Below are 13,389 nucleotides of genomic sequence, written 5' to 3'. Positions count from 1 at the left end.
CCAAGTACGATTGCAGGATCATGACGGCAGCCATCTTATCGATGACTTGTTTACGCTTTTTACGGCTGACATCGGCATCGATCAGCATCCGTTCTGCTTGCATCGTCGTCAACCGTTCATCCATGAAGACGACTTCAAGCCCGGTATGCTGTTCGATTTCCTTCGCAAAAGCTTCACTTGCTTCTGCGCGGGGACCGATGGAACCGTTCATGTTTTTCGGAAGACCAATGACTAGGATTTCGACATTGTATGTCTTCATGATGACATCGAGCCGTTTGAAGGCTTCTGGGTAATCCGGTTCCGTCCACTTGACCGTCTCGACGCCTTGCGCCGTCCAGCCCATCAAGTCACTGACCGCTACCCCGATCGTCTTCGAACCGACATCTAGTCCCATTGCACGTTTCATTTTGAATTTCCACTCTCCGCCAAATAAGATTTCACGAGTTCTTCGAGCAATTCGTCGCGTTCAATCTTACGAATTAAATTACGTGCGTCATTATGACGAGGAATGTAAGCAGGATCTCCTGAAAGGAGATAGCCGACGATTTGGTTGATCGGATGATATCCTTTTTCTTCTAAAGCATGATAGACCGTCAACAACACATCACGTGTCGCTGCTTTGTTATCGTCTTCCGGAAAGTTGAATTTCATCGTTTGATCCATCTGACTCACGTTCATCACCTCTTTCATATACACTACGTTTCTATTATGCCAGTGATTGCACGTATTGTGAAGCGTACGCGAGTGCTTCTTCTAATTTCGACGCATCTTTTCCACCAGCTTGAGCCATGTCAGGGCGACCGCCACCACCACCACCGCAGCGTGTTGCGACTTCCTTGATCAATTTACCAGCATGATATCCTTGGTCGATTAAATCTTTTGAGACGCTTGCGACGAGATTGACTTTCTCGCCTTGCGCACTTCCGAGAACGATGATTGCCGATCCGAGCGAGCTCTTCAACTCGTCCATCATACCGCGAAGAGCATCCATATCTGAGACGTCGACGCGTTTCGCAAGCACACGCACACCGTTGATTTCCTCAACATCGTCCTTCAATGAAGCAGCTTCGATGTTCGCAAGTTTTGCTTGCAACGATTCATTCGCCCGTTCCGTCTCACGGAGCTGTTGTTGCAGTGCTTCGATGCGAACAGGAACTTCTGTCGTCTTCGTCTTCAAGACAGCTGCTGCTTGTTCGAGTGTTTCCAAGTGCTGATTCATGACACGATACGCGCCTGCACCCGTTACCGCCTCGATTCGGCGTGTACCTGCACCGATCCCGGACTCTGAAACGATCTTGAACAAGCCGATTTCTGCTGTGTTCCCGACGTGGATACCGCCACACAACTCGATCGAGTACGTGCCTGCTGAGACGACACGGACCGTTTCACCGTATTTCTCACCGAACAATGCCATCGCGCCTTTTGCTTTTGCATCAGCGATGTTCATCTCTTCGATATCAACCGGTAGTGATGCCCAGATTGCTTGGTTGACGTCTTGTTCAATCTTCGTCAACTCTTCTTGTGTCACTGCACCAAAGTGTGAGAAGTCGAAACGAAGACGGTCTGGAGAAACGAGTGATCCCGCTTGGTTGACGTGTGTTCCGAGCGTATCTTTCAAAGCTTTATGAAGCAAGTGTGTTGCCGTGTGATTTTTCGTGACGGCTTTACGCTCTGCTGCTTCGACTGTTGCAACGACGTCTGCAGCTTCCGTTGCGATCCCTGTACGAACGATGACCGTATGCAGGTTTTGACCGTTTGGTGCTTTTTGAACATCTTTGACATCAAGAACGAAGTCTTTGCCTTCGATTGTTCCTGTATCCGCGACTTCACCACCACTTTCAGCGTAGAACGGTGTGATGTCGAGAATGACTTGTGCTTCTTCACCAGCAGCGACTTCTGTGACTCGTTCTCCATCATGCAACATTGCGATGATTTTCGCATCCGCCTTAAGGTCGGTATAGCCGACGAACGTACTTTTATCTTTTAGCGTCGAGAGGACTTCCGATTGCTGTTGCATCGAACCACTCTCTTCACGCGCTGCACGCGCCCGTTGACGTTGTGCATCCATCGCTAGTTTGAAGCCTTCTTCATCGACAGACATCTGATGATCTTCCGCATACTCGACTGTCAATTCGAGTGGGAAACCATACGTGTCATACAGACGGAACGCATCTTCACCACTGATGACATGCTCACCGTTCGCCTTAGACGTCTGAGCGACCGTGTTCAAGATTGCAAGACCGTCATGCAGTGTCTCATGGAAACGTTCTTCTTCGTTTTTGATGACGCGTTTGATGAAGTCCGCTTTTTCTGGCACTTGTGGGTAGAAGTCGACCATGACGTTCCCGACCGTATCGACGAGTTCATACATGAACGGACGCTCGATTCCAAGCATCTTCGCATATCGAACCGCACGGCGTAGTAAACGACGAAGGACATATCCGCGTCCTTCATTCGAAGGAAGCGCACCATCACCGATCGCGAATGATACGGTACGGATGTGGTCTGCGATGACTTTGAATGCTACATCGAGTTTCGAATCATCACGGTAGATTTTACCGCTGATCTCTTCAGTTTTGTGAATGATCGGCATGAACAGATCCGTATCGAAGTTCGTCGGCACGTCCTGCATGACACATGCCATCCGTTCGAGTCCCATTCCTGTATCGATGTTTTTACGCGGAAGTTCCGTGTAGTTGCCGTGTCCATCGTGGTTATACTGACTGAAGACGATATTCCAGATCTCTAGGTAACGTTCGTTTTCGCCACCTGGGTAGAGTTCTGAATCGTTCGGATCGTCTCCAAAAGCAGGTCCACGGTCGAAGAAGATTTCCGTGTTCGGACCAGATGGACCTTCACCGATTTCCCAGAAGTTATCTTCAAGTGGAATGATCCGTTCAGCCGGTACGCCGAGTTCAAGCCAGATTTGACGCGCTGCGTCATCTTCCGGGTGAATCGTGACCGAGAGACGTTCTGGGTCAAGACCGTACCAGTCATCACTCGTCAAGAGTTCCCAGCCCCATTTGATCGCATCTTCACGGAAGTAATCACCGACAGAGAAGTTTCCGAGCATCTCGAAAAACGTATGGTGACGTGCTGTTTTCCCGACGTTTTCGATATCGTTCGTCCGGATTGATTTTTGTGCGTTGACGATACGTGGATTATCAGGAATGACACGACCATCGAAATACTTCTTGAGTGTCGCAACCCCCGAGTTGATCCACAAGAGCGATGGATCCTCGACCGGTACGAGTGAAGCACTCGGTTCGATCGCATGCCCTTTGCTTTGGAAGAAATCAAGATACATCTGACGGATTTGTGCACCCGTTAATGGTTTTAGAGCTTTCATGAACAGTTACCCCCATTGGTTTATTTGGACGCAAAAAAGCGATGTCTTCATCCCTGAAAAGGGACGAAAGCATCGCTTCCGTGGTACCACCCTCGTTCGTAAGCAATCCATTGCTTACCTCGAACATCTGATAACGGGGATGACCCGCAGGTGTTTACACCCGACTCCGGAAGGAGCTTCAAAGGAACTCGAGAAAGTGATTGCAGCAGACTCACTTCTCTCTGGACTCGAGTTTTCCTTTTACTTATCTTCCATCAACGTGTTACGTCCATTCATCTATCGTGATTATTACCTATCGCACAGCATCCGTCAAGTCTTTGTCACCCCACCGAGTCGTTCAATCAATCGTGTTCGGCGCCGAGGCTCCTCTTCTTGCGACGCTTTATGAAACGCTCGTGGGTCGCCGAACAATAATAAACTCGACTTCGCACGGGTGACCGCCGTATAAATCAAGTTTCGGGAATGCTTGAATGCTCCCGTGAAATAGACCGGCATCAAGACGATCGGAAACTCGGACCCTTGTGCCTTGTGAATCGTAATCGCGTAGGCATGCGTGAATTGATCCCAGTCACTCCGGTTGTACTCGACTTCCGTCTGGTCGAAGCGGGCGATGATCTTATCCACCTTGTCGACGTTTTCTTTGGCGAAGAAGATATTGACGATTTCGCCGATATCTCCGTTATAGACGTTCTCTTCCGCATTGTTGACGAGTTGAAGAATCTTGTCCCCGGTCCGGTAAATCCGGGTGCCTTGTTTGACTTCACGTTTCTTCGGTTCCTCCGGATTGTAGACGCGTTGCAAGGCGACATTCAGTTCGTCGATTCCGACCTGACCACGGTAAGTCGGTGCAAGAACCTGAACATCGAATTTCGAATACCCTTTTGCGAGTGCTTTTTCCGCGAAGGCTGAGATGCCGCGTAACGTCTCTTGCGGAGACGCGGTGTAAAAGCGACGATCCGCAAGTGGTGATAACAAATCAGCTGACGTCGTCCGGTTCTTCAAATCGTGCGCGAGCCGTAAAATCGAAGAATCTTCCGCTTGGCGATGGACGACGTTCAAACGAACGACGGGAATCCCTTCCGTATCCATCAAATCTGCCAGAACCTGCCCTGGACCGACGGATGGTAACTGATCGCGGTCACCGACGAACAAGATTTTCATGCCGTTCGGCACAGCACGGAGCAGACTCGATAACAAGTAGATATCAATCATCGACGACTCATCGATGATCAGTACTTTCCCCGTGATCGGCTGATCTTCATTTAGCTGAAAGTTCGTTCCGTCATACTTCAATAGACGATGAATCGTCATCGCTGGGACGTCCGTTGCTTCCGATAGACGTTTAGCGGCGCGTCCGGTCGGTGCGACAAGAACGTACGGATAGACATCCCCCGTCTTGACGCGACTTTTCTCAAGCGGCCAATCATGAATTTCTTGCAGGGCATGTAAAATTCCCTTGATAACAGTCGTCTTACCGGTACCGGGTCCACCTGTCAGAACCATTAACGGTGCTTTGACCGCTAACTCGATCGCTTCCCGCTGTTGCGCCGCATATTCCATGCCAAACTGTTCTTCGAGATGCCCGATTGCTTCAAGGATCGTCGCGACATCGACTTCCTGTTCGGCACCGTTCGCCATGACGCGCGCCAGTTCCTTCGCCGCTCGGACTTCGGCATAAAAGATCGTCGGTAAATACAAACAGCCTTCTTCGAGCTTGACCTTATCTTCAGCGAGCAACAGTTCAATCGCTTGTTCTAGCCGTTCCCCTGGGTCTTCACCAAGCAACCGGGGCGCCCGTTGCAATAGCGAGTCGACTGTCGCAAAGGCATGTCCCTCTCCTGCTTCTTGTTCTAATATGTGCATGATCGAAGCAGCGACGCGCTCCGGGTGTAATCCGACGAGTCCAAGATGTGATGCGATATGATCGGCTGTCTTAAAACCAATCCCATTCACTTCATACATCAAGGAATATGGATTCTCTCGTATTCGCGCCATGGCGTCCCCTTCGTAAGCAGCATAAATCTTTGCCGCTAGCTTCGGTGTAACATCAAACGGTGCTAAGAACAGCATCAACTGATCGACACCGTATAACGTGGCGAGTCGACTCAAGATGATGTCAGCTTGTTTTTGTTTTAACCCAGGCACCTGATTCAGTACCCGTTCATCTTTCAAAATGAGATCCACTGCCTCTTCTCCGAGAGCATCGACGATATTTTTCGCTGTCTTCGGACCAATGCCGGTGAACGAACCATTCGTCAAGAAGCGGATCGTCGCATGTTTTGTCATCGGAACCGATCGTCGAATCAGCTCCGCCTTCAGTTGTTTTCCGAACCGGGGATGATCGACGAGACGACCGAATGCTTGATACGTTCCTCCGAGTTCGATCCCAACCCCAGTACCCGTGATGACGAGCTCGGTTTCTTTCAGTTCAAAGTTCTTTTCTTTGACGGCGACCAATACAATGGAGTGTGCTTCTTCTTCAGAAGAAAAGAGCACACGTTTGACGCGCCCGACGACTTGATGGGGGTGCTCCATCACTCCACCTTCTTTCTCTCTTTTTCATTCGCTGCTTTCATCATAGCATTCGTTTACCGGATTTTAAATCAGGGAAAGATACCCTGAAACATTTCGTTAAGAGGAGGAGTTTAAGGATGGCACGTTTACCGATTGCAGGATTGTGTGAATTAGTACTTGAAGTCGAGGATATGGATCGTGCGGTCGGCTTTTGGAATGGGACACTAGGCATTCCAGTCGTCGAGCAATGGGCTCCTGAGGACGCTGAACCGAGCAAAGAACAATCTAAGCAAGATGGGGTTTGGGCAACGTGGCTCTACATTGGCGGTAACACTCGACTCGGTCTGTGGCTGAAACGGGACTTTACGATGGAAGAACGGACCGTCAAACACTTACCAGTGTCCGAATGGGACACGTTGTACGATGAAGGTGGTGTCCATGTCCACTGTGCTTTCTACGTTGAGAAGGACGAGTTCCAGCAAGCCTTGAATCAATTGCGGGAAGCATCGATCACCGTGAAGCTCAGAGAATGGGACGAACAGGAGACCTCGAATCAAAAAGAGCATTCTGCTTATTTCAAGGATACGGAAAATAACGTCATCGAACTGTACACGAAAAACATGGATGAAGCCTATGAAGACTTTTCCGGTCCACCACTTCGTGTCATCCGTGAAGTTGGGAATTAAATAGCATAAAAAAGACGACTCCAAGCGGAATCGTCTTTTTTATATCAGTCTGCTTGTTTTAATAACGCATCCATCTTCGCTTTCGCGTCCCGCGCAAGGGCGTGTTCCGGCTGGTAGGCAAGAACGGCTTCGAGTTCTGCATAACAGGCTTCCTGTTGACCGAGGAAAGCAAGAGCAATCGCATAATTGTATCGTGCATCCGTATGCGTTTCGTCAAGCATCAAGACGTGCTCGAACATCTCGACCGCTTCTTCCAACTTCTCGTTTTGCGCTAAGGCAAGTCCGTATTGAAACGCGATCTCGATATCGACACCGTTTAATTCTGACGCGCGTTGTAGACGAGGTAAGCCACGTACTGGATCACCAAGTTTTTGATACGTCATCCCCAGCATGAAATGGAGATCCGCGTCGTCAAGTCCATATAATAACGCTGCCCGCAATGATTCCTCTGCTTCGACGAGTTTGTCGGCAGCAAAGAACAGCGCCCCTTTTGCATAATAGGCACTCGCAAACGTATTATCGATCATCAGTGCCCGATCATAAAAACGAAGGGCACGATCAGCGTCGTTCATCGATTGGAGTAATGTTCCAAGATTGACGTACGCTGTCGGATCTTTTGGATTTTCTTCGATCGCGTCGTTAAACGCTTGCGCTGCTAATTCATAATTTCCAGCTTCTAGATGCCGGAATCCTACTTCATTATAGTTCATCTTCTTTTGCTCCTTACGCTAGATAAGCGAGGCGTTCGCCTGCTTTATAGGCTGCATCGATCGTCGCACCACCGAGGCAGATGTCCCCATCATAGAATACGACTGCTTGTCCTGGTGTGATTGCTCGTTGACGCTCGTCAAATGAAACATCGAGTCCATCTTCGAGGACACGAACCGTGACGGCTGTATCTTGTTGACGGTAACGGAATTTCGCCGTACAACGGAATGTCTCACCGACCGGACGCTCAGATGTCCAGCTGACATCTGAAGCAAGTAATCCTTCCGAATACAACAATTCGTTATGGAATCCTTGATCGACATAGAGGATGTTCTCCTCTAAATTTTTCCCGACGACGAACCAAGGCTCTCCGTCGCCACCGATACCGAGTCCATGACGTTGCCCCATCGTATAGTACATCAATCCATCGTGACGTCCCATGACGTTGCCGTCAAGTGTCCGCATCTCACCGGGTTGCGCCGGCAGATATTGACCGAGGAACTGTTTGAAGTTCCGCTCGCCAATGAAGCAAATGCCTGTCGAGTCTTTTTTCTTCGCCGTTGCGAGGTTCGCTTCTTCTGCGATCCGGCGCACTTCTGATTTTTCCATGTGCCCGATCGGGAACATCGCCTTCGCGATTTGCTCTTGCGACAATTGATTCAAGAAATATGTTTGATCCTTGTTTGCATCAACGCCTCGAAGCAATTTATGTTCTCCATCCTCATAGACGGCACGCGCATAGTGCCCTGTCGCGACGAAATCGGCACCAAGACGCATCGCGTGATCGAGGAAGGCTTTGAACTTGATTTCCTTGTTACACATGACGTCCGGATTCGGTGTCCGACCGAGTTTATATTCATCGAGGAAGTACGTGAAGACCTTATCCCAGTACTCTTTCTCGAAATTGACTGCATAGTACGGAATGCCGATTTGATTGGCTACCGCGATGACGTCTTCATAATCTTCCGTCGCCGTACAAAAGCCGTTCTCATCCGTGTCATCCCAGTTTTTCATGAAGATTCCGATGACGTTATAGCCTTGCTCTTTTAATAAATGAGCCGTCACAGAAGAATCGACACCGCCCGACATCCCAACGACGACTGTCGTTTCACTCGGGGCTTTCGCTCGTGTATTCATTTATTTCACCTCTTAGTTAATTCTGAAACGATTTTACGACATCTTGCAAGGCTTGTGCGAGTAGTTCGACTTGCGCGAGCTCATTTCCGTGACCAAAACTGATCCGGACCGATGCTCGTGTCCGTTCATCTTCGCCATACATCGCTGATAAGACATGCGAAGGTTCGACGGACCCTGCCGTACATGCACTCCCGCTCGATACGGCCATTTGACGCATATCAAGCATGATCAGGAACGGTTCGATTTCAATCCGCGGGAAGTAAAGATTGAGGACATTCGGCAATCCTTCAACACCGTTGACTTCGTAAGTGACGCCACTTTCATCCAATCGCGTTAGCAAAACGCTACGCAGTTGTTTGATGTGGTCCTGTTGTTGATCGCGCTCTGCGATCATCAGTTCGAGCGCTTTCGCTAAACCGACGATTCCCGGTACGTTCTCCGTACCAGCGCGACGCTTGCGTTCCTGTTCTCCTCCGAACGTTTGAGGAGCCAACTTCACACCAGTCCGCACATACAACAATCCGATTCCTTTTGGACCATTGATTTTATGACCAGACGCGGATAAAAGATCGACCTGTAACGCTTCGACATCGATTGCTTGTTTTCCGAACACTTGCACCGCGTCCGTATGGAATAAAATACCGCGTTCTCGTAAAAATTGACCGAATGCCGCAATCGGCTGAATCGTTCCGACTTCATTGTTGCCGAACATGATCGATACGAGTGTCGTATCTTCCCGGACGGCTTCTTGCAAGGCAGTCAATGAGACGACGCCTGTAGTTGGAACATCGAGATACGTGACGTCATAGCCTTGTTTTTCGAGCTCTTCGAACGCATGCAATACAGCATGGTGCTCAAACCGTGTCGTAATGAGATGACGCCCTTTTTCACGCGCCGCCTCAGCCGCACCGAAGATTGCATAATTATCCGATTCCGTTCCACCGCTCGTGAAAATCAGTTCGGTTGGTTTCGCGTTCAATTCTTGTGCGATCTGCCGGCGTGCTTTGTCAATTGCTGCCCGAGCAGACCGACCAGCCGCGTGGACACTAGATGGGTTGCCATACTGTTCGAGCAAATAAGGCGTCATCGCCTCAAGGACTTCCGGACGCATCGGCGTCGTCGCCGAGTGGTCAAAGTAATTCATTCGTTTTCACCTCTCAAATATAGAACATGTATCCTGTATCTTCTTCTTCCGCTAAGTCTTGTAGCGTCGTTGAATCGAGTACTTGATCGACTGCTTGCTGGATTTTATCCCACAGTTTGCGTTTTGTGACCTCGTCACACGCATCGCCTTCGACGACGACGAGTGGTCCTTCAAGCAGGCGGATGATTTCACCCGCTGTGATGTTTTGCGCTTCACGACCGAGCTTATACCCGCCGTAAGCACCGCGTACACTTTTGACGAGACCTCCATTACGAAGGGGGGCAATCAACTGTTCAAGATAATGCTCAGATAGGTCATACATCTGCGCGATTTTTTTTAGGGATAATGGTTTAGATTCAGCTTCTTTCGCGAGTGCGATCATGATCGTCAGACCATATCGCCCTTTCGTCGAGATTTTCATCATGCGAAGGATCATCCTTTCTAGTATAGTAGTAGCTAAAAGTGGAAGGAGCGTATGTGTATGGCACATTTATTTGAATCCCAGTCACCTGCCGGACCGCTCGCGAATCGAATGCGTCCGCAGAATCTGGATGAAATCGTCGGACAACGCCATCTGATTGGAGAGACGACGCTCCTGCGGCGTGCCATCTTAGCCGATCGTCTCGGAACCGTCATTTTTTACGGTCCACCCGGAACCGGTAAGACGACGCTCGCGCGTGTCATCTCCAGTTATACGAAATCAGCGTTCGAGCAATTGAACGCGGTCACGGCGAAACTGGAACAATTACGGGAAATTTTAAAAGCAGCCGAAGCCCGTCTTCAGTTCGAGGATCAAAAAACGATTCTCTTTCTCGATGAGATCCATCGATTCAATAAGATGCAACAAGACGCCTTACTGCCAGCGCTCGAAGCAGGTACGATCACGTTGATCGGGGCGACGACTGAAAATCCGAGTTTTGAGGTCAATGCCGCTCTCTTGTCGCGGGCAACGGTTTTTCGTTTCGAGCCCCCGACGGCAGACGATTTACGAATCGTCCTCGCCCGCACCCTGAAGGACGAAGAGCGTGGTCTTGGCAAATATCCGATCACGATCACGGATGACGCGATCGATCATTACGTCAAGTTGTCGGATGGCGATTACCGGGCATTATTGAATGCGCTTGAACTCGCGGTCTTGACGACACCGGAAATCGATGGTCAGATCACGATCGATCTCGCTGTCGCCGAGGAATCGATTCAACAAAAAGCATTGAAGTACGATAAGGACGGCGATCGGCATTATGATGTCATCTCCGCCTTCATCAAATCGATTCGGGGTTCCGATCCCGACGCTGCGCTCTACTGGCTCGCTGTCATGATTGAAGCTGGCGAAAGTCCGCGCTTCATCGTACGGCGTCTCTACGTCCATGCGGCAGAAGACATCGGTCTGTCTGATCCGCAAGCGTTATTGATGGTAGATGCCTGCGCACGCGCGTGCGAGTACGTCGGTTTCCCTGAAGCAAGGATTCCGCTCGCTGAAACCGTCTTATATCTCGCGACGGCACCGAAATCGAATGCTGTCATCTCAGCAATCGATCAAGCATTGACACTCGTTCGCCGTTCAGACGGCGGTCCGGTACCGCCACATTTGCGCGATGCCCATCATCCGGGGGCAGCGGCACTTGGGAATGGCGTCACCTATCAGTACCCGCACGACTTCGAACATGCCTATGTGCCACAGAATTACTGGCCGGAGAACCTTGCCCGGACAAAACCGGTCTTTTATCGTCCAAGCCCACGCGGTTTTGAGAAACAACTGCAAGCTCGACTTGATTTTTGGAACAAACAAACAGCCACACATCAGAAAAAGCGACCATAAGGTCGCTTTTTTTTAACGAACGCGTTCGATCGTCACGCCGGCTTCACGGACGATCTCGTTGATGACGTAGCTCGCTGCGATCAATCCACCAACTGATGGAACGAACGCATTCGAACTTGGCGGCATCTTTGCCTTACGAATTGCAGCCGCATAGTTTCCGACGACTTGACGGACTTCTTCGATGATCTTAACGGGCGGTTCATCAGAGAAGACGACAGGAACACCTTTATGGATGCCGGCTTTCCGGAGTTTCGTCCGAATGACCTTCGCTAGTGGATCATAACTTGTATCTTTGATGTCAACGATCTTGATGCGTGTTGGATCCATCTTGTTCGCCATCCCCATGCTTGAGATGATTGGAATGTTACGTTTCTTACATTCCTGAATCAAGTGAATCTTGAACGAGACCGTGTCCGATGCATCGATGACATAATCCGGTTGCTGTTCGAAGAACGACTCGAATGTCTCTTCATTGTAGAACATCTTCAAGCGAACGATTTCAAGATCCGGATTGATTAACGCAAGACGTTCTGCCATCGCATCGACCTTCGGTTGACCAACCGTCGGAAGCAAAGCATGGATTTGTCGGTTGACGTTCGTGATGTCGATATCGTCCTTATCGACAAGAATCAAACGACCTACACCACTGCGGGCAAGTGCTTCTGCTGAGAACGATCCAACACCACCGATACCCAGAATAGCGATGGACTTGGATGCCAATGCGTCAAGTCCAGTTTTACCGATTGCTAATTCATTACGCGAAAATTGATGTAACATCTCATAACCTCACAATACTCATACTGTTTTACTCGGAATTATATCATAAAAAAAAACGTCATGCGACGTGTCAAACAACAAAATAATAAGACGATGGGACCCGAAGTGCCGTGTCGATACCTTATTTTTGAACCTGCTGTGCAGGTGGGTGTCTTATCCGATTCCTATTCGTACGTCCTCCTGCTGTGTTACGAGGCATGTACTACTAGTTGGAACGTCAAACTCCCTATCAAAAAAGAGTGGCTCAAAGATAAAAGGCGGCTCTCGTACAATTCAGGAACCCCATCTGATGCATTTAATATAGCATCCTCCCCTCTGAAATGCAACTACTTCCCACTCCAGAAAAAGATGCTTTTTTCAGGTCCAACGTTTCGTGAAGTGTTGATTCGGATCATATCGTTGTTGTTGGAATGCAGGATCAAATCGTGGTGTGCGTGTTGCATTCCCAACACCCGCGATGAACGCCCAGTTCCCATAATTCGAAGCGACATCATAGTCGATCAACTGCTGTTCGAAATATCGCGCTCCGATGCGCCAGTCCTGCTCTAATTCATGAATTAGATAACTGGCAACGATCTGCCTGCCGCGGTTCGACATCCATCCCGTCTCGCGAATCTCGTTCATGAAGGCGTCGACGAATGGCACACCAGTTTTTCCTTCTATCCAGCGTTCGACAGCCAGCTGGTCCGCCTTCCACGTGTATTGACCTTCTTGTAATCCGCTCGCACGGAACAGACGGCTTCCTGTCTCACGCATCGTCAAATGGAAGAAGTCACGCCATAACAATTCGAAATACAACCAGTACGTCGATTCATTCGCTCCCTGTTTTCGCTCGGTTTCTTGTAATTCAGCCATGACGCGGCGCGGTGAGAGTGAACCGTTCGCTAGCCAGGCAGACAACTTCGAAGAATCATTTCGTAAGAACCCATTCCGTGTTTCTTTATAGGTGAATACGGGCTCGGCGAGATATTCCTGAAGGCGTGCCCTTCCCGCTGATTCGCCTCCCCGAAATGGGAACGCGGTCTCTGGGGCCGCTTCAACTGATTCCTCTTTTATTAGCTGAATACCGGTTGGTGGATCGAGTGGATCGTAGAAGGTCCCTTTCGCCTCGACCCGTTTTCGAAATGCCGTAAAGACGCGCTTTAATTCATCACTTCCGATATCTTCCCGACGATGTAACGTCTGTGTTTCAAAAGAGCGGACGGTATATCTGTCTTCGATATACTGCTCACTTGTCGCTTCTTCTGTTCCGGTC

The 13,389-nt window shown here is 49.6% G+C and carries 12 protein-coding genes, 1 other RNA gene and 1 other annotated feature; of the genes, 2 read left to right on the top strand and 11 right to left on the bottom strand.

Translation table 11 applies throughout. The features are described from left to right. The 4 genes from ruvX to F8N00_RS09765 form a co-directional block, all read right to left on the bottom strand. Positions 1-406: Holliday junction resolvase RuvX (gene ruvX, locus F8N00_RS09780; protein WP_421018124.1), on the bottom strand; the 406-nt coding region annotated here is incomplete at its 3' end. Next, positions 403-672 (bottom strand): IreB family regulatory phosphoprotein, encoded by a 270-nt coding sequence (locus tag F8N00_RS09775; RefSeq protein ID WP_029342229.1) that lies wholly within the window; start codon positions 670-672, stop codon positions 403-405. The genes F8N00_RS09775 and ruvX, both read right to left, overlap by 4 nt. Positions 673-706: 34 nt before the next feature. After that, complete coding sequence (gene alaS, locus F8N00_RS09770; protein WP_421018123.1) at positions 707-3,349, bottom strand: alanine--tRNA ligase; 2,643 nt, start codon at positions 3,347-3,349, stop codon at positions 707-709. A gap of 56 nt (positions 3,350-3,405) precedes the next feature. After that, positions 3,406-3,616, bottom strand: a binding site (T-box leader). A 42-nt stretch (positions 3,617-3,658) separates the two neighbouring features. Next, complete coding sequence (locus tag F8N00_RS09765) at positions 3,659-5,884, bottom strand: ATP-dependent RecD-like DNA helicase (protein WP_023468913.1); 2,226 nt, start codon at positions 5,882-5,884, stop codon at positions 3,659-3,661. 116 nt (positions 5,885-6,000) lie between these two features. Here F8N00_RS09765 and F8N00_RS09760 point away from each other — a divergent pair, with 116 nt between their 5' ends. Then, the gene (locus F8N00_RS09760) at positions 6,001-6,549 is read left to right on the top strand and encodes a VOC family protein (RefSeq protein ID WP_023468914.1); all 549 of its coding nucleotides are present in this window, start codon (positions 6,001-6,003) and stop codon (positions 6,547-6,549) included. Between the two features lie 44 nt (positions 6,550-6,593). Here F8N00_RS09760 and F8N00_RS09755 read toward each other — a convergent pair whose 3' ends face one another. From F8N00_RS09755 to cymR, 4 genes are read right to left on the bottom strand one after another with little or no spacing between them, the layout of a single operon-like run. Then, complete coding sequence (locus F8N00_RS09755; protein WP_064299569.1) at positions 6,594-7,259, bottom strand: tetratricopeptide repeat protein; 666 nt, start codon at positions 7,257-7,259, stop codon at positions 6,594-6,596. Positions 7,260-7,272: 13 nt separating this feature from the next. Next, complete coding sequence (mnmA, locus tag F8N00_RS09750; protein ID WP_064299568.1) at positions 7,273-8,394, bottom strand: tRNA 2-thiouridine(34) synthase MnmA; 1,122 nt, start codon at positions 8,392-8,394, stop codon at positions 7,273-7,275. A 16-nt stretch (positions 8,395-8,410) separates the two neighbouring features. Then, positions 8,411-9,538 (bottom strand): cysteine desulfurase family protein, encoded by a 1,128-nt coding sequence (locus F8N00_RS09745; protein ID WP_421018122.1) that lies wholly within the window; start codon positions 9,536-9,538, stop codon positions 8,411-8,413. Between the two features lie 13 nt (positions 9,539-9,551). After that, positions 9,552-9,959, bottom strand: coding sequence for a cysteine metabolism transcriptional regulator CymR (gene cymR, locus F8N00_RS09740; RefSeq protein ID WP_029342236.1), 408 nt, complete (start codon positions 9,957-9,959; stop codon positions 9,552-9,554). 60 nt (positions 9,960-10,019) lie between these two features. Here cymR and F8N00_RS09735 point away from each other — a divergent pair, with 60 nt between their 5' ends. Further along, entirely contained in the window at positions 10,020-11,357 is a 1,338-nt protein-coding gene (locus F8N00_RS09735; RefSeq protein WP_050677586.1) for a replication-associated recombination protein A, read from the top strand. A 12-nt stretch (positions 11,358-11,369) separates the two neighbouring features. Here the strand turns inward: F8N00_RS09735 and F8N00_RS09730 are convergent, their stop codons facing one another. From F8N00_RS09730 to F8N00_RS09720, 3 genes are all read right to left on the bottom strand, one after another. Then, a complete protein-coding gene (locus F8N00_RS09730; protein WP_421018121.1) occupies positions 11,370-12,134 on the bottom strand; it encodes a tRNA threonylcarbamoyladenosine dehydratase in 765 nt (254 codons plus the stop codon). 93 nt (positions 12,135-12,227) lie between these two features. Then, positions 12,228-12,417, bottom strand: a non-coding RNA gene (gene ssrS, locus F8N00_RS09725) — 6S RNA. Between the two features lie 74 nt (positions 12,418-12,491). After that, the coding region (locus F8N00_RS09720) for a DASH family cryptochrome (protein WP_421018120.1) at positions 12,492-13,389 on the bottom strand (898 nt) is incomplete at its 5' end.

Origin of the sequence: Exiguobacterium sp. A1_3_1, assembly GCF_048985645.1 — a bacterium.
In the GTDB taxonomy this organism is placed as follows: domain Bacteria; phylum Bacillota; class Bacilli; order Exiguobacteriales; family Exiguobacteriaceae; genus Exiguobacterium_A; species Exiguobacterium_A indicum.
Note: the sequence above shows the minus strand (reverse complement) of the source record. Positions and strands in the feature narration are given on the sequence as shown.